Below are 19,570 nucleotides of genomic sequence, written 5' to 3'. Positions count from 1 at the left end.
CATTAATATGACTGCTTTTAATGATTTTTCAGAAATAACTTTTATTGATGGAACATCTCCGCCAATAAATGCAGCTAATTTGAATGCTCTAGAAGGGGTTGTAAATTTAGCTGACAAGGAATTGGCTAGAAGTGCAAGTTTTAAATTAAAAGAATATTTAAAATATTTTAGACAAAGAAATACAAAAGATATTGATACATTTCAATCTGACTATTCAGATTATTTAAATTATGCCCCGACTGGAACATTATCAAATGATTCAGTTTATGGCGGCGACGCTTTTTTAGGTGAGAGAGGCTTAAAATCTTTAATTCCAATAGCAACTTCCGATTTTTTCGATTTTGCACATGATATAGATACAGTCAATTTAACTGAATTTTTAGATGAAAGCGTATCAAGTACAGACGATTATATTTTTATATTTTTTTATATATCAGATATAGCCGCCCATCAAGGAGGAAATCTATTTTTTAATATCGGTGATACTTCAATTTCTAGTACTTATGAATATGATTTTGACATAGATGCATGGGGATTTGATACTGGATGGAATGTTGCATGGGCGGCAAAATCTGATTTTTATGTTTGGAGCGGAACGCCAAATTGGAATAATATAGATTTCTGGCAGATTCAAATGGATTATAATGCTGGATATCAAAATGAATATATTGTTTTGCAATATATGCAAATGGTTCGGCATGATCCAGATGATTCCGATTATTTTAATGCTTTTCAAAAATATTTTGGAACATCTTCAGGTTGGGAAAATCAATTTTCACAATCATATCCAGTATGGACGGTAGTTGATGACGTTGGGCAGCAAGTTCAAAAATTGGGAATTATAAAGTTAAATCCTGATAACTTTGAACCTCCATTTTCTCCCGGGTATTATAAAAATGGGATGTTAATTTATGAAAATATAAATTGTTTTGTAGCTAAATTTGAATGGACATGTAAGTTGGAAGATGGATTGCCGAGCATGACTTTTTATATCGACTCAACACACTATGCGGAGGTTTATGCTAGTGCAAGCGAATTAATTCTATCGGTAGCAAATGGAGGGGCGGCAGTTGATACGACCTATCCTTTTGATACAATTATTGAATTTAATAATAAACTCATTATATTTTTTGAAAAATACAATGATAGTATAAGAGTATTAGGATATAAAAATGGTGAAAATCTGGCAATTTGCGAATATGAAACAACATTTACAAGCCCTGGAGATATATATCTTGGTGTAGCTGAAACAGCTTTTGGGCTTTTAGTTGATTTTGCTATTTCTAATAGTATGAATCAATTACATTTAGTAAATGAAACAAGACCAACTATTATAAAAAAAGTTTCTAATCAAACGCTATCAAGCAATACAACATTGCAAAATGATGAGTATTTATGGGCATATTTAAGAGCCGATCAAGTATACGAAGTATATTTGCACTTATCGGCAAGATGTTTAAGCACAACTCCAGACATAAAGCTGGCATGGCAGCTTATAAACACAGTTATATTGTCATATAGAGGCAATTTAGGACCAGCTCAGTCTAATACAACTTCAAAAGATACGAACATGAAGTCTGCATTATATCATGATGCTGCTTCGGTTGCATATGGTTTGGCGGCTTCTGGATCGCAGCCAACTTTTATTGAAGAAAGATTTTTAGTAAGAGCAAGTCCAACAGGTGGATTAATTAGGTTACAATGGGCCCAATATACAAGTGACGCAAGCACAATAACTGTGTTTGCTAGTGGATCATATATAAAATTAACGCCCGTAGACGTAAGCACTTCATAAAAAAAATAAAATATAGAGGGTAAACAAAATGCGACAAGACGAATTATTACTTAAGGTAATTGATATTCTTGAAAAAGTAGATATGAAAATTGAAAATAATAATACTCAATTAATAAAACATATTTCGGAAAAGACAGATAAAATTGAGGATCAGATATCAAATTTTGTTACTAAAGAAGATTGCAATATAAAATCAAAAGAAAATATTAGTATTAGAAAGTTTACCGCTTTAGGAATAATGTTTGGAGCAATAGGCGGTAGCTTAATTGGATTGATTGATAAACTTAAAAAGTTAATTGAAGTTATATTGAAAGGATGATTATATGAAAGTCTTAAAAAATATTTTGAAAAATAAAAAATTTATAGCTTCCTTAGTTACCTTAATTATTCTTATTTTAAATGAAAGCAATGTAATAAAAATTAATAATGATAATATAGATAATATTGTTAGTATAGTATTATCATTAATCGCATCTGGTGGGTTTTTATTAACTGATTTCAAAGAAAAAAAATAATATAATATGTATATGATCTATAGTTTTATTGTATAAAAAAACGAGGAATAATTTTTCCTCGTTTTTTGCTTTAATATTATTTCAAATTATATTTCTTTTTTAAATAATTATCATAATTTCTTAAGATGTAACATAGTTTACCAAAATCAATATTAGTTTTTTCCTCATAATCTTCTCCAGTAAACCAGCCATTATCAAAACCATGTTTTAAAATACCTGTATAATCTTCATTTGATTTTGGTTTTGTAGCTTCTTTTTTATAAGACTTATTAAAATATTCGCAGATACCTCTGCAAATATCCTGAGCGGTTTCTTTTTGAAAACTTTCTTTTTTTAATAATGCGGCTTCTTTTTTATTTGTCATGAACGCCGCTTCAACTAAAATTGCTGTCATTGTTGTTTTTCTTAATACATAAAAATCAGCACTTTTTACACCTCTATTATCTTGTTTAGTTCCTTTTAATAGTTCTGTTTGAACTAATGAAGCCAACTTTTTTCCACTAGTGCTGCCGGGATAATAATAAGTTTCTACTCCGTCGGCTCCATTCCATCCTGTTCCATACGCATTGGCATGAATAGACACAAATATATTAACTTTTGCATTATTAGCCCTATTACATCTATCTTGCAAACTGTTATCAGATGTCATTGGGCTACAGTCGACATAACTAAAACCGTTACGTTTTAATTCTGTAATTAAATACTTTTTGACTTTTTCATTAAAATAATTTTCATGGTATCCGTCGGGAGTTCTTTTCCCTGCGGTATTATATCCATGACCGTCATCAATTCCTATTTTCGCCATTTTTTCATTCCTCCATTTTATTATTCTTATTTTTTTCAATTAAATTAAGATAACTTTCTAGTCTTAATTTAATTTTTTGCATTGTTTCTGAAATTATCTCCATTTCTTCAGACATTTTTTTTTGATTATGTTTAAATAGATGGATTGTTTCGTTCATGAACTTATAAGCTTCATCCATATCCTTAACTAAGGATTTAGTCTTATTCCTAAATTTATCAATCTCAAATATAGCTTTTAAAAATTTAGAAACAACAAATAAAAAAGATGAAATTAATAATACTATGTATATTGGAATAACTAAGGAATTTAAAATATTAAATAGACTATCATTTATTTTTATTATTAACAATTTTTAGAAATTCTCCTTTCTCATAATTTTTTATATATAATTCTATAGCTTTTTTTACCCCGTCTTTTATTTTAAACTTATTTCTAATACAAATAAGTTTAAATTCAATGTATAAATCATCTTCAATTTGCACGTTTAATGAAGTTGTTTCCTTTTCTTTTGTCAAGAAGATCACCTCCACCGTAATTATAAAGCTATTTTACATATTAGTCAAATAAAACTATTAAACTATTTTACTAAAATGTATATACATTTTTATATTTTTATTATATAATAGAGTTAAATAAAGGCTTGAAGGGAGAAAGAATATGAATAATATAGTTAAAGGTTGTAATGTAACTTATGAAAGTGAGAACGGAAATGTCCAATTAAGTTTGGACATAGTAAGAAATGTAATTGCTAAAGGAAAAGATTTTACTGAAATGGAAATATATTCATTCATTAAATTGTGCCAATATCAAAGGTTAAATCCATTTTTAGGAGAAGCCCATTTGATCAAATTTGGTGATAATGTTCAAATGGTTGTTGGCATTGATGTTTTTACTAACAGACTTGACGAACATCCTCTATGCGAAGGATGGAAGGCAGGACTAATTTTGTTGAAAGATAATAATGTGACTGAAAGAACAGGAACATTTTATCTTAAAAATCATGGCGAACAGATAGTTGGGGCATGGTTCAAGGCACAACGTAGCGATTGGAAGACAGAATTTGAATGGAGTGTTACTTTTTCTGAGTTTTATAAAGAATATTATGATAAAAAATCACAAAAAACAAAACCCTTGAAAAACTGGGCAGAAATGCCAGCAACCATGATTGTAAAATGTGCTATAGCTTCAGGAGCTAGAAAACTTTTTACAAAAGACTTTAAGGGAGTTTATAGCTCAGAAGAAATTGGCATTGATGTTAATCAGGACAATATTATTGATATTCCAATTGATGATAATAAAAAAGATAATAATGAAACTATTAATAAGGATGATATCGATAAAATATACAAGTCAATGAAATCAAATATAATAAAATTATCTACAGAAGAAGAATATAAAATTATTGAATATGTAATCAGTAAATTAATAAAAAACAATCAATTAAAAAAAGAAGTTGTTTTATCAACTATTCCTAAAGATAAATTAAGCTTAGTAATAGAAGGAACAAAACAAGCTATTGCATTATATGAAAAGAAAGAGCTTGAAAAAAAATCAAATGATAAGAATGAAGAAAAGATAATTGAAATGGAGTATAAGAAAGAAGATAATAAAAGCTCAGAAACTAAAGATAATAAAAAGACTGATAAAGACAATGATAATAAAAAAGAAGATAATAAAACGCAAAAAACTAATGAAAAAAAGCAGGAAAAGAAGGAGGAAAAAACTAATGAAAAAGATAAAACGAAAAAATAGTATTCAAAAAAGAATACGAAAAAGAATACGAAAAGTTGGGAATAGTTTTGTTGTTACTATTCCCATACATCTTATAAAAAAAATGCATCTATCTGAAAATGATATATTTATTGTATATCAAGAATCAGAAAATAAAATTACTATAGAAAGGCTTGATTAGTATGAATAAAGCAATTAAAAAAAACTCTAATTCTATTAACTTAGATAATGATTCTATGAAATTAATATTCCGTCATAATATCAATTTCATAGAATTCAAACATTGGTATTTAAAGAATAAAGCAAAAATTGAAAATTCAAAATATCTTACAAATTCAGAAAAAATCTTTAAAAAATGGATCAAAAATCCGAATCCTAATATATCAAAACTTGTATTATTTTACAAGACATTTTCAAAAAGAAAATTGATTTATAGAATTTTAAAATAAGCTTCGGCTTATTTTTTTTATATTAATTAGTGTAATTATATTACATTTAGCATACTAGTTGACAATAAATACTCAATGTAATATAATAGAGTCATAGAAGAATTAAAAAATGAATTTGGAGGCAGATTGATTATGGAAAAGATAAACATTGAAATTGAAAGAGAAATATTCAGAAATGGCGATTTTAGGATTTATTCTGGATGGGTTGGCGACGAATCAGTCAGTGTAAAAGCTGATGGATTTGAGCTTACTGAGGGAGAGAAAACTCTAGTAGGCACTATGGGAAATTATAAAGGTCAAAAATCTTTTCAATGTAAGTATGAAGAATTTGACTATAATTCCAAACAAGCTAAGAGCAATTTGCTTTGTTCAATACCGGGAATAAAAGAAAAAACAGCAAAAAGAATTTTAGATCAAGTTGAAGATATTAATATTTATAAAACAGAAGATTATCCAAAAATTAAAGGTGTTGGGCCTGCAACTGTATTATTAATTCGTGAAGGACTTCAAAAACTCGAATCTATGGAAGTCTTTAAAGAATTAAATATGCTACTTGGTGACAAATGCACGCCAACTAAAATAAAATCAATAAACGAATTAATCGAAAACTTAGAAAATGGACTTGATGAATTTAAATCAAATCCTTATAAAATCTTAATCGAAAATGCTGGATTTGGATTTAAATATACAGACCGTATTGGTTTAGGCTTAGGAATTAAACAAGATAATCCTATTAGATTAAAATATTTAGTTGAATATGTTGTGAAATATTATACTTCATTAGGTAATTGCTATATTGAAAAAGATGATTTGTTAGATAAATTATCATCTTTAAATATAAAGAATGTTGATACATTCGTTGAAGAAAATGAAAGATTAGAAATAGATGGAGAAAGAGTTTACACAAATTCTATGTTTGAAGCGGAAACGAAAATTCCGTATTATCTTAAAAAACTTATTGAAAAAGAAACTAGCATAAAATTTCTTGACAATTATGATATAGATCAAGCTATCAATGATTATCAAGAAATCAATAAAATTAAATTTGATAAACTTCAAATTGAAGGGATCAAAAATCTTGTAAATAATAAAGTTAGTATTTTAACAGGTGGAGCAGGAACAGGAAAAACAACTTTGTTAAAATGTGCATTATTTATCTTAAATGAATTAAATTTCCGTATGTTTTTGACTGCTCCAACTGGAAAAGCAAGTCGAAGAATGGAACAAGCGACTGGATCATTGGCAACAACAATACATAGGTTTTTAAATGTTGCCGAAGATTCGGGAACTTATCGACAATCCGTAATGGTTGTTGACGAGTTTTCAATGGTCGATACGGAACTATTTTATGATTTATTAAGAACGATGGAGGATGCACCAATAGATTTTAAAAAGTTAATCTTAGTTGGTGATCCGGGACAACTTCCAAGCGTTCAACCGGGTAACTGTCTGCATGATCTTATTCAATCTCAAATAATCCCTTGTGTAAAACTTCAAAAGGTTTTTCGTCAAAAGGGAGATAGTAATATTATTGATATCGCAACTTTAGTAAATGATAATAAACAATTTGATTCATCAATTAAAAAGAAAGACTTTTATTGTAAAGCTGTCAATGATTCTAATTGTAAGGATTCAATATTATATTTCTTTAATTATTTACTAGAAAAATATGATGATATAGACAAGTTTTATTCAGAAGTCCAATTCATAGCACCAATTAAAAAAGGTGCTACGGGTGTTAACAATATAAACGAAATGTTGAAAAAACAAATAAATCCTGTAAAAGAAAAAGATAAGTTGTCAAAATGGTTTCCCTTTGATAAGGGCGACAAGATCATGTGCATAAAAAATGATAGAGAAAACGAAATTATGAATGGTGAAAGTGGTCGTATCTCGGATGAAGATAAAACAACATTTTCTGTATATTACAAAGATTTGGATAGAACTGTTTGCTATAAGAAAAATTCTGAGACTGTTAAAAATTTTCAATTAGCTTATTGTTCTACAATACACAAACTTCAAGGCTCAGAATTTAGATATATCGTTATTGTAATGAATCAAGATTCACCTTTTATGGATTCTCGTATTTTATATACAGGAATAACCAGAGGGAAGCAAACAGTTATTTATCTATCAAACAAACAAACAACCGAGAAAGTTGTCGCAAGAAATAACAGAGAAAAAAGAAATACATTATTGAAAGAAAGAATGATATCAGAATTTAAGGAGGATTGCTAAGATAATTCTTAGCTTCCTAATTTATAAAATTATAAAAATAAAGGAGATTATATTATGAAAATACAATTAAATTTTGACTTAATGGTTGAAGATTTGAAATTAAAAGATTTGGAAAGATTGGGAATACAAGAATTTTCAAATCTTCAAGAAACCCCTAAAATAGAATGGTTAGGAAGTAATGAGCATGTAGAAATAAAAAATAGCTATGATTTTGAAAGAATTAAAAGTGTAGAAATCAAATATTCTATTTTAGCAAATGCTTTTATAGATTATTTAAGAAATTTAAAATATACCTACAAAGAATATTTTAATAATAATTATTATAGGATTAGATTTCCTATTGAATTATTTATTCAAGATGACGATTTTGCCTTTGAAAATTCTGATAATGAAAAAGAAGTTATTGTATTTCAATTAGGATTAAGTGACTTATGCCGCATTGTTTATAACTATACTTATGATTGTATAGTTAATGAAATTGATGAATTGAAAATTCAATTTAATTGCAAAAAACAAAATATAATTGATGAATTAGAAAATATGTATTGTTTTGATAGCAATAAAATAAATACATTAACTAAAGACTTAGAGAATATATTTACTAAATTAAACAAGGTAGAGTCACGTTTTGATAAACTTAAATGCTATCACAATGTTGATGATCTAATTGACTAAAAGGGAAGTTCTTAGCTTCCTTTTTAATTGAAGATAGAAGGAGATTAAATATGACTTTTATAGAAATTATTGAAAGATTAGAAAATGAAATAAAAATTTTGGAAAATAATATAAACTCATTAAGAGAAAATAACAAAATTCTATTAGATCAAAGAAACGAATATATGGAACTTGTAGAATTGGGTGAAAATGAAATCAAAAATTTAAAAAATGAAAGAATTCAGATAGAACAAGTATTAAAAGCGTTGCGGTCTGCTGATATGAATAATTTAGAAAATTATACTTATGCTAAGCAATTACTTGAAGAATTAGAAAAAAAGGAGATTAAGAAAAATTATGACTATTGATGAAGCTAGAAATAATATAGGAAAAACTGTAATTTATAAACCATTTGAAGGCTGTAGTAATAGATTATGGGATATAGGCAAAATAAAAAGTGTAAATAAAAAATATGTTTTTGTATTATATAAACATAATATTGATTGTAGTGAAGCTACAAAACCAGAAAAATTGAGTTTATTTAAATAAATAGACAATAATTTTAAAAAATAAAGATAATGGAGATTTAAAAATTATGAATAAACAAACTATTGAAAAGTTTTTAAAATCAAATCAGCTTGATGAAAAATTTTATCATCAAATAAGCTTAGGAACTTTGATGATAAATGCTAATGGGATGGATTTTAGCATTGATATAGACGATATAAAATCTATAGGTCTAAATTATAGATGCATAATTTTTGAAACACAATTTGGAAGATTTGAATTTTTAAGAAAAGACAATATGGATATATTAAAAAAGGCTTTTGGTAATTATAAGGAGAGATTATGAATTTCAAAATATATGGGCTTTGTCCAATATGCAAAGATATAAATAATAATAAATATTCATATCATAAAGATATTGATAGTTATCTTTGTACTAATTGTGGATTTTATATTACTAAACATTCACTTGATTGTATAAATTATTCAGAAGATAAAAACGAAATAGAGTTATATAAGACAATAATTGAAAAGAGAATATTAACAATTAAAAAAGATAGGAGCAAAAACAATGAAAACAAGAATACGAACAATGGATAATAAATTAAAACATTATCGGGTTTGGAAAAATAGAACCCAAAAAGAACTATCTGAAGAATTAAATATAAGTTTTAACTTAATTCAAAAAATTGAGAATTATAATCATTATCCAAAATATCAAGTAAGAAAAAAACTATGTGATTATTTTGGAATTAACCAAGAACAATTATTTATATTAGATAATGAAGGAGATGAAAATTAATGAATAAAGAAAAAATTGATCATAATAAATACTGTAATAGATGCAGATTTTTAAATGTGACAGAAGAACAACAAAATAAAATTAAATTAAATGATAATCAGTTAACAAAACATCATTGCATATTATTCAATAGAATGTTATTTCATAGAGAATATCATCCTAACATTCCAAGAATAGAAGAATGTTTCAGGTTAAGTAATACTAATTTTGAATTTAAAATGTTTGATGATGAAAATATTTATGGAATAATTCTTTCAAAAAAAGCCGAAAAAATTTTAAAAGATATTTCCAAATATCAAAAATCGACTTATACAGAAGTCGTTGAGAAATTAATTTTATCTGAAGGAAGATTAATTTCTCATTGTTTAAAAGATATGGAGAAAAAACAATATAAGACTGACTCAACAAATACTTTTATAGCTGAAGATCATTTAAATAAGATTAAAAGGAATGACGATTAATGAGGAAAGAAGGTAAAATAGCCATAGAAAATAATTTATTAGATAAGATATTAGAAAATAGAAAATCTAATGAAAGTATTGATGATTATATTAATAAAATTTTAGAAGATCATTTTTATTTACTTTATAAATTTGATATTAAACCAAATAAATATAAAAAAGATTTAACTATAGAAGAAATTTATAAATTAAAAGAAAATCCGAATTTCATTATCTTATCAAATAAGACAAATTATGAATTGAAAAAAACAAAAGAATTATTTAATAATTTAGACATTGCTGGTAATAAAGAAGATGAATTAATTGGATATGCCTTAAGATTAATTCAAAATATTAATAATACAAAATTGCCAAGAAAGGAATGATAATAAAAGTGTTTATATTACGAATTTTGCTTATTAAAACATTAAAAGAAAAAGGACTATTAATTCTAAGTCCTAAATTAAAAATTGAAAATTTGGGCAATTTTCAATCAATTAAAGACATAATTAGCAAACTAAATATAGAAAACAATTTTGTAGGTCAAAAAATATTTGCGACCTGCATAACCGATAATTTAAATTATAACTATGAATACAATTTTAATTCTTCAGAAAGAAAATATCAAATGAAGGATCACAATACAAAATTATATGAAAATTGGGCATATATAAAATGATTATATTAATTGATTCTAGAGAAAAGGAGAACAGCCATATATTAAATTATATGGCTGTTAATAAAATATCGGTTAAAAGAAAACAAGCACTAAAATTCGGCGATTATTCATTTATTGATCATAACACAGATTATAGAAATTTGATTGTAATTGAAAGAAAAAACAGTCTTGATGAATTAGCTCTAAATTTAACTTCAGGTAAAAAAGATAATCCTGTTAATCGTAGGGAACGATTCAAAAATGAATTTAAAAGAGCTAAAGAAGTAGGAGCTAAAATGGTTCTTTTAATTGAAAATGCTACGCAAGAAGATATAAAAGAGCATAATTATAGATCAAAATTACATCCGAATGCATTTATAGGATCACTGAATTCTTGGTATAATAAAGGATATATTGACAATATTTTCTTTTGTCAAGACAAGAATGATGCAGGATGGGCAATGTTAAAAATCTTCCATAATTTTCTTAAAGAGTTGACAAAATAGAGTCAATGTAATATAATAGATGTAGTAAGAAAATTATAGGAGGCAGATTATGAAAGATTTTTTTACAGAAAGTGAAATTGAAAGAATAGAAGAGTTAGAAGATGTTGGAGATATTCCAGCCTATATATTTATTAAAGAACCAAAAGGAAAATTATCTTATTCTGACTTATCAGAACCTGATATATTTTAAAAATTCTAAACCTAAAGGAGATAAAAACAATGAAAGAAACAACAAAATGTCCAATTTGCAGAGGGTCAGTCTCAGTAATACCAGACAAAAACGGAAAAACAATTATCTGTGATAGAAGCAAATTAAAGGATAAAGATAAAAGATGCCCCTGGTCTGGTGAGAAAATTTTAGATAAAGCTAAAGAATTAGGAGATCGTAAAAATAAAAAGTTTTAAACTTAAGAAGGGTTTTCCCTTCTTATTTTTTATATAAATTCAAAAAAAATTAGAAAGGAATAATTGGCAAATGGAATGTATATACAACGACAAAAATTGTTACTTTTACAATGACAAAAAATGTAATAGAAATTTCTCTCAAAAATGCTTGAAGGAAATTGATCATACTCAGAAAATAAAAAAAGATGCAAAAAATTATTGGGACAGATTAAGAAAAAAATAATTATTTGCTAATTAAAAAAAATAATTGCTAGGTATAAATATTTATATTTAGCAATTATTTTTTTTGCTAAATTAAAACTTGCTAAGTTAAAATATTTATTGAATTGCTAACTTAAAAATTAGCAAGTTTTAATGTTGCTAAGTTAAATTTGCTAACTTAAAAACTTGCTAATTTAAAGTTTGCTAGGTATAAAAAAAACCTTGCTAAACAAGGATTAATCATATTAGCAAAGTTTTTTTTGTTTTAGCAACATTAAAAAAATAAAGGAAAGTAAAATTCACAAAATACATTTTTTAGAAGTTTTAAACTTAGCAATTTTAATTTAGCAACTTCTAATTTTTATTATATATTATATTTAGCAAAAACAAAAAGAGCTATTTTTTTAAAGCTCTTTTTGCTAAGTGATAATTTTAAATTAATATATTTTTCAAATTTTGCTAAGTAAAAAGTATTATAATAAGATTGTATCATATACAAATAAATTGTTATATTTTTTGTTTACCCATATATATTGGAAATGGATCTGGATTATTCATTTCCTTATTTTTATTTTCATGGTTGAGGTTATAATATTCTACTTCTTTATTATTTAAAATAAAAACATTTAATCCATCTTCTTTATTAAAAAATATTATATTAATTATTACTTTGATAATTAATATAATTAAAGTAATCAATATTTTCACCAGCTTTCTATTTTTAATCCTCTATCCCCTATCAAAAATGGTTACTATTTTATCAATTTTGATCATTTTAATAGGGGAGGGGAGTGCTAAAAATTAATATCTTTTTTTCTGAGATATCGCACCAGCAATATTTTTATTATGTAAATCCTTGAAAAATAATTCTTTATTTTTTAAGGAAAAATTTACTTTATATCCATAGTTTCCATCAAAGAAAACAAATGCCCTTTTTTCATTCCATAGAATGACCGTTAGTTGTGAAGTCATAGCAGAGCCCCCAATTCCTTCATGTCCTCCGCTTGTATTGCCCCATATTTGAATAAATGATTCTAGCTGAAACCCTTCATTTGGTTGATCTATTAATTGTGGTAATCTATCGTAAATACTTAAGAAAATCCTTGCTATTCTAGGCATATCATAATATCTATATTTCATCATATTCATTCCCCTTTAAACCTCTTTATAAATTTTATCTATTTCAACAACTTCAATCCTATTTTGCAAGCCAATATTTGAGATATCGGCTCTTATTTTATGTGCTTCTAAGTTGTTTATTGAACAAAAAACATTTAACATTGATTCAATGTCTAAAAGATCATTTAAAGAATAAATCACGATATAACATTTATCATCTTGTCTTATATGATTCATTTCTGAAAACTGCAAAAAATGTTTAGTGTTTTTTTTATTCCAATTAAATTCAAACACTATCCATTCAAGATCAAGATTATTTGTTTTAATTCTCTTTTCTAAAAACTGATTTTTTTCAATTTTTTCTTTGCAATTAGAACATATACCAGAAGTATTTTTTATATACGCTCTATGACAGTAAGTACACTTTATTCTTTTATTCATTTTTTCTTTGCTCCAATCTTTTAAAATTTTTAGGTTTTTGTTGAGTTCTTTTATTAATTGATCCTTATTCATGATACAAACTCAACAATCTATCAATATCTTTTGGTTGATGCCCGTCCCATTTCGGAGCTTTTTCAACTGCTGGGATTTTGAACCAATTCCAGTATTTAAGATTGAAATGATAACTAAAATTTCCTTCTGGCGTTTTGATTTCAGCTATGAAATAATTTTTATACATTGTTCCATCGCCATCGGAATGTAATTTGCTTTTACATGCCTTATCTTTATTTTGATTACAGATAATCGAAAACATTACCATTCTATGATAATATAATTCTTTAAAAGTATGGTACCCATCAGATATATTATTTAAATTGATTTGATCCTTTGAAAAAACCGTATTACAATTTAAACAATTAAATTGATTTTTTCCTAAAAAAGTATTTAATTCGGTATCAATTTCAAGACAATTAGGACATTTTACAAGTTCTATTTCATTCATTTTATTCATTTTTAATCATCTCCTATTTTTTCTTGTTAAATAATCAGCTTGTTTTAAAGAATCAGAGATTGATTCACCAAATTCTTTTAATTTACTGTTAAATGTTTCAAACCTGATAGCCTGTTTTATTTTCTTATAAAGTTCTATAGGACAATTATCAAAATTATCCTCTAAGATTGATTCTATTAATCTAAATTTATCCTTGTTTATTTCTTCTATTTCATCCTGAACAACTTTTTTAATAATTTCCCTATCAATTTTACTCATTTGGGCATCAAATGATAATGCTTCGGTTTGTGTTTCTTGTATATTACCAATTTCAACTTGCCTTAATTGTTTAAGATCAGTTATAAAACAATTTAAAGTTCTTTTTAATTGATCAAAAGTTGATTCTTTTGAAAGTCCACAAACATTAATTCCAGTTCCTTCTATCTTCATATAATGTCTTTCATCTTCAGTATTTTTATTGTATATAGTGTATTTAATATACATTTAAAATTCTCCTCTCATTTTTAAAGTTTTTGAAAACTATTTAAATTTTTTAGCTTTTAAATTTTTGTTTATATCGAGTAACGATACAATAATACAATCTTTTAATTGCTTAGCTTGCCATTGTTGCCTTAACTTGCTATTTTCATATAATTGATTTAAAGCAATATTAAGTTTATCAACTTCAAATTTTTTTGAATTAACTTTTATTTCATAGTCTTTTGTCAATTGACCTGAAAAGAAAAAGTTGATTAGTTTTGCATCTTCATTAATTTGCTTTAATTTTATATAGTTCATATTTTCACCTCTTTCATTTTTATAAGAACTGGAAGCCAATGCGGCTCCTTATATTCAATGGCTTTTCTAGCTAATGGATCTTTAATTATTTTCCCATCTGCTAAATATATTATTACATTACATTCACTGAATTCTATCTTATCTTCTTTTCTAAGTTCGATTATTGCACGTGAAAAGTCGTCGGACATATTCAGCCAATAATATATCTTTTTATATTTTGATGATCTAATAATATGATCCCCATTATAGTCAATATTATTATCATCAAACATATTTTCTATTTGTGCGAAGCTTATACCTTCACTTCTTTTTTCTTTTAATAAATTTAATATCATTGCTTTCATTTTTTCTTTCATTGTTTTTATCATTCCTTTTTTTTAAAATTTAGGCGGCAGTGGTAGATCATTATCACCTAACTCATTTATGATTCCTTCAGGTGTCATATCATCCCAAAGAGTTTTATTTGTATTTTTAGTTAATATAGAAGTATTAACTATTATTCGCTTTTTTAAATCATTATCTATTCTTGCGTTTTTATATTCAATTAAATTTCTATCAATTAAAGATTTTTTATCATTCCAGTTAAAACCCTTTTTTTCTAAGTATTCTTTTAATGGATTTAAAATAAAATATATTTGATCTTCCCTTACTGCTCCATAACAATAATTACATTTAAATTCTTTTCCAGTAATTTTGAAAGCATTTTCATTGATATCATAAAATTCCATTATTGTACGTAACATTTTTATATCAGAGTCTAAATTTTCAATATCTTGTAATTTTTTAACAAATATTTTACCTAATTTAATTGAGTAATTAATATCATCAATATCAAAAAATAATTTTCTATAAATATAATTTGCTAAGCTTATAGAAGCTATCATATATAAATGTTGCTTATTTTTATTTTTATCATATATGTTGTTTAAGATTTCTTGATATATATTATTTAGAATTGGTTTTAATTTAATTACTTCCTGTATATATAATTCGCCTAATTGCCCATAATTATTTTTAATGAATAGATAATTATCTCTTGCAAATTCTTCCTTTGAAAAGTCATCTAAATTTTTAAGGTTTTTTGGTACACAATCAACCGATAAACATATTACTCGATTTATTTCACCTTCTTTGTTTGAATCCTTTTCCATTGAATGTTCTGAAGTACACGACATTATAGTTCTCCATGTCACTGACTCCATTATTTGTGCATTTTTATTTAATCTTTGTCTGCCACTTTCATTCCCTACTCCATAAATATCTATTGTTTCTTCCTTTATTTCATCAATATAAAATGGTAGGTTGTGAAATTTGGCTAATTTCTCCATTAATACAAGTTTTGTGTGTCCACCTGAAGAACTTAATTTTTCAGGATCACCAAAACAAGCTATTCCAAATTTATTTGCTAATGATTTAAAAGTACCTGATTTTCCATAATAATTTATGGAAAAACTTCTTATCCCTATAATATCGATAAGTGGTGCAGCAAATTTTTCAGATATTATAAAGTCACTATCATAATTATCATTAATAAAATTTTTTAATTTGTTAATAAATTTATTAATTTCCCCTTTGGGCTGGAAGGCTTTTATGGTATTTTTTAAATATTTGCTTGTATCTCCTGTAAAATCAATATTTAATTTATCTGAATATGGAAAAAATTCTGTATTATTTTCATTCCATCCCATGTATGGAATAGTTATTTTATCTGGAATTTCATTTTCTGAACTTATTCGAGTAAATAATGTAGTTAAATCTTTTTTAAATTCTTCATTTGTATTGACTGCCAATGAATTCATTAAAAAACTTACACATAATCCCCATTTTCCTATAGTTTCAGCCGAACATAATTCAATCCTTGACTCTTTTGTTACTGGATCAAAACTTTCAATTTCAAATTGATAAATATCATGATATTTACTATAAACCTTTGATTTAATAAAGAGCCATTTATCGGATATTCTAACATAATGAATATAAGTGTTTTTAGGAGTAACTTTTTCTTTTCTAACCAATATTCCTAAATTATCATAAATAAAACCATCTGGAATTATTGAATCGTTTAATGTTATTTTTATGATAGATTCTCTATTGTATATATTTTTTATTGTATTCTTGATATATTCTCTTTCGTCAGCTGTAATCTCTTTATTTATATATACAATTACTGCTTTTTCTTTTAAAGTAACATTATATAAACCCTTAATGTTATCGAATTCTAAATAAACTTTTTCATCTCCTAATCTAATAGAATTTATACGTTTATTTAAAATTGTAATTAGGGAGATTACATTTTTTGCAACAATTTTAATCATACGAAATCTCCTTTACGTGGATTTTGTACTGTTTTCTATTGATTCAACAGGCTCTATTATTAATTTATTATCTTCGATAGTTATCGAAATAAATTCTTTAATATCAACTAAGTCTCGTATATCTTTTGACAAAACAATACACTTAGATCCACTTGAACCATATACAGATATTTTTTTAATTAATGCCATTTCAAACCTCCAAAATTATAATAGTCTTTTATGCTTTATCTAACTTATAGTATACTACAAGTAAGCAAAAAATCAAGAATTTTTTAGTGTTTATTTTTTGGCAACACTTGTATCTTATAAATAATCACGTTTTAAATTTGGTAACACTTGTATCTTACTAATAATCACGTTTTAAACTCAATGTTACTTTTTTTTTGAAAAAAGTAACATTTGGTAACGGAAAAAGTAACATCAAAAATTTAGTGATATTCTGCTTTTATTATATATATATATATATAGTTACCTAATATAATAATATATATATATATATATATAGAAAAAGTAATTCAAATTATTAACATATAACATATACATATGTATATATAATTATATATATAAAAATATATAATAGCTTATAAAAAATAAAATTTGGTAACAAATCGCTGTAACTTAGACTATTACTAAGCTAGAGGCGTTACCACTATCAAGTAACACAAGTAACTTGATTCTTGTAATAAGCATTATAAGCAAATTACAAGATGTTACTAAAAAAGTAACGTTATTTTATTACAGGTAACATGTATATATATGTTTTATCATTTGTCAATTAAAAGGAATTTATTGCATCATGTAACTAGCATGTAACTAGAATAAAAATTGATGTTATCCTCAGAACTAAAAAGATAACATCAATTTTAAATTAGTTTGGTTTGGTAGGGTTTGTTTTAATAGATTCTTTAATATCATTCCACTTTTCACAATTATTTATCTCAAATCTTGTTTTTCCTCTTTTTTTAATGTAATTTTCTTCGAGTGCTTTTGTTAATAATTCTTTCTTTTTTCTCTCTGATAATTTTAAAGATTTTATTATTTTACTGCTTGCTGGAATCAAATTATTTTCCTGTTTATTTTCCAGCAAGAATTTTAAAAGTAAAAAGTAGTTATCCCCATGTTTAATTTGAGGTTTTTCTATAGAATTATTATCATTTTGTACTAATTTTTTAATGTCTATAACTTGCATTTTTACTGAGCTAGGAACAGTTTTTAAATAATTGTACCAATTAAAGGCTTGTACTAACTTTTCGTCATAACCTTTGTTAAACTTGTTAACTATTCTTTGGAATAAACTATAGTGTTTAGTCTTCTTTTTTTCCAGTATATTTATAAGTACTTTTTCATTTTTTAGAACATGTTTTAAATCATCATAAATTTTATTATGTTTTGAATCTACTAAAAAAGCTTTATAAATATTGGAAGTTTTATTCCAGATATTAGTTTTGAATTCCCCAGGTTTTAATTTTTCGGTGTCTGGAACTTTAGTCATTCGCTGGGTTTCTTTCGTTGAAATACAGAAAGATATCGCCTTTTGAAATATAGCTCTAAAATCTGTATTTATTTGTTCGCCGCTGGGTCGTTGTGTAGCTCCGACAATATATATCCCGGCGGCTCTCGCTTTTTGACCGATTTGTAATAGTTGTGTTTCTTCATCGGAACGTCTCTTACTTGATGAATTTAACTTTATTTCAGCTAATTCATCAATTATCAGAAAAATTTCCGACATGTTTTCGGTATTTTTTTTATTATTATAATCAAAATAATTCTTGCAATTTTCTGTTTTTCTTATCTTTTGTAATCTATCGATCATGATTTCATTTATTTTATTTATTATGCTGCATAGCTCTTTTGTGTTGCTAACTACTATTGTATTTCTAAAATTATCATAATCGCTCAACTCTACCCCTTCTTTTAGATCGACCATGATAAACATAATATTTTGATTTAAGATCATTAATGATTGTATTATGACATTTGTTAAAACGGATTTTCCTCCACCGGGTTCCCCTGCGATAAACAAATTTTTTACTTTTGCAAAGTCAATTATTACAATATTTTCTTTTTCATCAACTCCAATAACTGCTGGAATTGATTTATTTTTTATTTCTTTTTCATCTATTTTAGATAGATATTCTTGAAAAGGGTAACAATCATTAAATTTTATTTCTTTTGAAAAATATAAATCAATATACCTAAGATTCTTTTGTTGATTTCTAATAAAAGATATATTTCTATTAAAGAATAATTCAAATTTGCTTTTAGATTTAATAATATCTTCAATAGTTAATTGATTTGATATTATTGTTATTTTTTCATTATCAACATAAACAATATCTAATTTATTATCAAAAAATTCATTCGATAATCTTTTATATTTTTGCTTAATTTTAAGTGTTTTAATGTTTTGCTTAGAATTATGCAACATTAAAATAAATCCTTTTAAAGTGAAAAAAAAGATTAATTTAACCCATACTATATTTAAATATGATAAAATTAAAATAATACTTAGGGATACAAAGTTTATAATTTTAATCTTCTTTCTATTTTGAAATAGTATACATTGATCAGAGGTAAAACCTTCAATGGTAGCTCTAAATATAAATTTTAGAGCTACCATTAGGTATTTAAATAAGTATTTAATTATAATAGTGCTTAATTTTTTTTTAGGCTTATTTTTTTTATTTAAAATTTTCAATTT

At 25.4% G+C, this 19,570-nt stretch carries 31 protein-coding genes; 18 read left to right on the top strand and 13 right to left on the bottom strand.

The features are described from left to right. The 3 genes from ACQY5W_RS11460 to ACQY5W_RS11450 all read left to right on the top strand — a co-directional run. The coding region (locus ACQY5W_RS11460) for a hypothetical protein (RefSeq protein ID WP_428025111.1) at positions 1–1,795 on the top strand (1,795 nt) is incomplete at its 5' end. A 28-nt stretch (positions 1,796–1,823) separates the two neighbouring features. After that, positions 1,824–2,114 carry a hypothetical protein gene (locus ACQY5W_RS11455; protein ID WP_428025110.1) on the top strand — a complete coding sequence of 97 codons (291 nt, stop codon included), beginning with the start codon at positions 1,824–1,826 and terminating at the stop codon, positions 2,112–2,114. Positions 2,115–2,118: 4 nt separating this feature from the next. Continuing rightward, a complete protein-coding gene (locus ACQY5W_RS11450; protein ID WP_428025109.1) occupies positions 2,119–2,310 on the top strand; it encodes a hypothetical protein in 192 nt (63 codons plus the stop codon). Between the two features lie 76 nt (positions 2,311–2,386). Here ACQY5W_RS11450 and ACQY5W_RS11445 read toward each other — a convergent pair whose 3' ends face one another. From ACQY5W_RS11445 to ACQY5W_RS11435, 3 genes are read right to left on the bottom strand one after another with little or no spacing between them, the layout of a single operon-like run. Next, a complete protein-coding gene (locus ACQY5W_RS11445; RefSeq protein WP_428025108.1) occupies positions 2,387–3,115 on the bottom strand; it encodes an N-acetylmuramoyl-L-alanine amidase family protein in 729 nt (242 codons plus the stop codon). 4 nt (positions 3,116–3,119) lie between these two features. After that, entirely contained in the window at positions 3,120–3,464 is a 345-nt protein-coding gene (locus tag ACQY5W_RS11440; protein WP_428025107.1) for a hypothetical protein, read from the bottom strand. Further along, positions 3,442–3,630, bottom strand: a complete 189-nt coding sequence (locus ACQY5W_RS11435; protein WP_428025106.1) for a hypothetical protein — start codon at positions 3,628–3,630, stop codon at positions 3,442–3,444. Before ACQY5W_RS11435 ends, ACQY5W_RS11440 begins: the two co-directional genes overlap by 23 nt. Positions 3,631–3,772: 142 nt before the next feature. Here ACQY5W_RS11435 and bet point away from each other — a divergent pair, with 142 nt between their 5' ends. The 15 genes from bet to ACQY5W_RS11360 all read left to right on the top strand — a co-directional run bounded on the left by bet (position 3,773) and on the right by ACQY5W_RS11360 (position 11,505). Then, positions 3,773–4,867, top strand: coding sequence for a phage recombination protein Bet (gene bet / locus ACQY5W_RS11430; protein ID WP_428025105.1), 1,095 nt, complete (start codon positions 3,773–3,775; stop codon positions 4,865–4,867). Continuing rightward, a complete protein-coding gene (locus ACQY5W_RS11425) occupies positions 4,842–5,027 on the top strand; it encodes an AbrB/MazE/SpoVT family DNA-binding domain-containing protein (protein ID WP_428025104.1) in 186 nt (61 codons plus the stop codon). The genes bet and ACQY5W_RS11425 overlap by 26 nt, the downstream gene beginning before the upstream one ends. Before the next feature lies 1 nt (position 5,028). Then, positions 5,029–5,295 (top strand): hypothetical protein, encoded by a 267-nt coding sequence (locus ACQY5W_RS11420; protein ID WP_428025103.1) that lies wholly within the window; start codon positions 5,029–5,031, stop codon positions 5,293–5,295. A 132-nt stretch (positions 5,296–5,427) separates the two neighbouring features. Further along, positions 5,428–7,533: an AAA family ATPase gene (locus tag ACQY5W_RS11415; RefSeq protein WP_428025102.1), complete on the top strand. Its 2,106-nt coding sequence runs from the start codon at positions 5,428–5,430 to the stop codon at positions 7,531–7,533. A gap of 54 nt (positions 7,534–7,587) precedes the next feature. Beyond that, a complete protein-coding gene (locus ACQY5W_RS11410) occupies positions 7,588–8,208 on the top strand; it encodes a hypothetical protein (protein ID WP_428025101.1) in 621 nt (206 codons plus the stop codon). Positions 8,209–8,258: 50 nt separating this feature from the next. Next, positions 8,259–8,555, top strand: a complete 297-nt coding sequence (locus tag ACQY5W_RS11405; RefSeq protein WP_428025100.1) for a hypothetical protein — start codon at positions 8,259–8,261, stop codon at positions 8,553–8,555. Further along, on the top strand, positions 8,545–8,736 hold the full coding sequence (locus ACQY5W_RS11400; protein ID WP_428025099.1) for a hypothetical protein: 192 nt from the start codon (positions 8,545–8,547) through the stop codon (positions 8,734–8,736). Before ACQY5W_RS11405 ends, ACQY5W_RS11400 begins: the two co-directional genes overlap by 11 nt. Positions 8,737–8,782: 46 nt before the next feature. Continuing rightward, complete coding sequence (locus tag ACQY5W_RS11395) at positions 8,783–9,040, top strand: hypothetical protein (protein ID WP_428025098.1); 258 nt, start codon at positions 8,783–8,785, stop codon at positions 9,038–9,040. Continuing rightward, positions 9,037–9,294, top strand: a complete 258-nt coding sequence (locus ACQY5W_RS11390) for a hypothetical protein (protein WP_428025097.1) — start codon at positions 9,037–9,039, stop codon at positions 9,292–9,294. The genes ACQY5W_RS11395 and ACQY5W_RS11390 overlap by 4 nt, the downstream gene beginning before the upstream one ends. Continuing rightward, a complete protein-coding gene (locus ACQY5W_RS11385) occupies positions 9,266–9,496 on the top strand; it encodes a helix-turn-helix transcriptional regulator (protein WP_428025096.1) in 231 nt (76 codons plus the stop codon). Before ACQY5W_RS11390 ends, ACQY5W_RS11385 begins: the two co-directional genes overlap by 29 nt. Continuing rightward, entirely contained in the window at positions 9,496–9,957 is a 462-nt protein-coding gene (locus ACQY5W_RS11380) for a hypothetical protein (protein ID WP_428025095.1), read from the top strand. Before ACQY5W_RS11385 ends, ACQY5W_RS11380 begins: the two co-directional genes overlap by 1 nt. Next, positions 9,957–10,322 (top strand): hypothetical protein, encoded by a 366-nt coding sequence (locus ACQY5W_RS11375; protein ID WP_428025094.1) that lies wholly within the window; start codon positions 9,957–9,959, stop codon positions 10,320–10,322. The genes ACQY5W_RS11380 and ACQY5W_RS11375 overlap by 1 nt, the downstream gene beginning before the upstream one ends. 289 nt (positions 10,323–10,611) lie before the next feature. Next, positions 10,612–11,100: an ERCC4 domain-containing protein gene (locus tag ACQY5W_RS11370; RefSeq protein ID WP_428025093.1), complete on the top strand. Its 489-nt coding sequence runs from the start codon at positions 10,612–10,614 to the stop codon at positions 11,098–11,100. A gap of 49 nt (positions 11,101–11,149) precedes the next feature. Continuing rightward, positions 11,150–11,290: a hypothetical protein gene (locus ACQY5W_RS11365; RefSeq protein WP_428025092.1), complete on the top strand. Its 141-nt coding sequence runs from the start codon at positions 11,150–11,152 to the stop codon at positions 11,288–11,290. A 29-nt stretch (positions 11,291–11,319) separates the two neighbouring features. Further along, positions 11,320–11,505: a hypothetical protein gene (locus ACQY5W_RS11360; protein WP_428025091.1), complete on the top strand. Its 186-nt coding sequence runs from the start codon at positions 11,320–11,322 to the stop codon at positions 11,503–11,505. Positions 11,506–12,213: 708 nt separating this feature from the next. On the opposite strand, the gene ACQY5W_RS11355 is transcribed toward ACQY5W_RS11360, so the two are convergent. The 10 genes from ACQY5W_RS11355 to ACQY5W_RS11310 all read right to left on the bottom strand — a co-directional run bounded on the left by ACQY5W_RS11355 (position 12,214) and on the right by ACQY5W_RS11310 (position 19,567). Continuing rightward, positions 12,214–12,414 (bottom strand): hypothetical protein, encoded by a 201-nt coding sequence (locus ACQY5W_RS11355; RefSeq protein WP_428025090.1) that lies wholly within the window; start codon positions 12,412–12,414, stop codon positions 12,214–12,216. A 93-nt stretch (positions 12,415–12,507) separates the two neighbouring features. Then, positions 12,508–12,849, bottom strand: coding sequence for a hypothetical protein (locus ACQY5W_RS11350; RefSeq protein WP_428025089.1), 342 nt, complete (start codon positions 12,847–12,849; stop codon positions 12,508–12,510). A 12-nt stretch (positions 12,850–12,861) separates the two neighbouring features. Further along, on the bottom strand, positions 12,862–13,266 hold the full coding sequence (locus ACQY5W_RS11345) for a hypothetical protein (RefSeq protein WP_428025088.1): 405 nt from the start codon (positions 13,264–13,266) through the stop codon (positions 12,862–12,864). A gap of 64 nt (positions 13,267–13,330) precedes the next feature. Continuing rightward, positions 13,331–13,777, bottom strand: a complete 447-nt coding sequence (locus ACQY5W_RS11340) for a hypothetical protein (RefSeq protein ID WP_428025087.1) — start codon at positions 13,775–13,777, stop codon at positions 13,331–13,333. Between the two features lie 6 nt (positions 13,778–13,783). After that, positions 13,784–14,260 (bottom strand): hypothetical protein, encoded by a 477-nt coding sequence (locus tag ACQY5W_RS11335; RefSeq protein ID WP_428025086.1) that lies wholly within the window; start codon positions 14,258–14,260, stop codon positions 13,784–13,786. A gap of 36 nt (positions 14,261–14,296) precedes the next feature. After that, the gene (locus ACQY5W_RS11330; protein WP_428025085.1) at positions 14,297–14,554 is read right to left on the bottom strand and encodes a hypothetical protein; all 258 of its coding nucleotides are present in this window, start codon (positions 14,552–14,554) and stop codon (positions 14,297–14,299) included. Further along, on the bottom strand, positions 14,551–14,910 hold the full coding sequence (locus ACQY5W_RS11325; RefSeq protein WP_428025084.1) for a hypothetical protein: 360 nt from the start codon (positions 14,908–14,910) through the stop codon (positions 14,551–14,553). The genes ACQY5W_RS11330 and ACQY5W_RS11325 overlap by 4 nt, the downstream gene beginning before the upstream one ends. A gap of 21 nt (positions 14,911–14,931) precedes the next feature. Then, complete coding sequence (locus tag ACQY5W_RS11320) at positions 14,932–16,869, bottom strand: DUF927 domain-containing protein (protein ID WP_428025083.1); 1,938 nt, start codon at positions 16,867–16,869, stop codon at positions 14,932–14,934. Between the two features lie 12 nt (positions 16,870–16,881). Beyond that, positions 16,882–17,058: a hypothetical protein gene (locus ACQY5W_RS11315; RefSeq protein ID WP_428025082.1), complete on the bottom strand. Its 177-nt coding sequence runs from the start codon at positions 17,056–17,058 to the stop codon at positions 16,882–16,884. Positions 17,059–17,737: 679 nt separating this feature from the next. Further along, positions 17,738–19,567: an FtsK/SpoIIIE domain-containing protein gene (locus ACQY5W_RS11310; protein WP_428025081.1), complete on the bottom strand. Its 1,830-nt coding sequence runs from the start codon at positions 19,565–19,567 to the stop codon at positions 17,738–17,740. Positions 19,568–19,570: the final 3 nt, after the last annotated feature.

It is taken from the genome of Arcobacter sp. (assembly GCF_050300555.1).
Lineage (GTDB): Bacteria > Campylobacterota > Campylobacteria > Campylobacterales > Arcobacteraceae > Arcobacter.
This window is presented reverse-complemented; position numbering and strand designations above follow the sequence as displayed.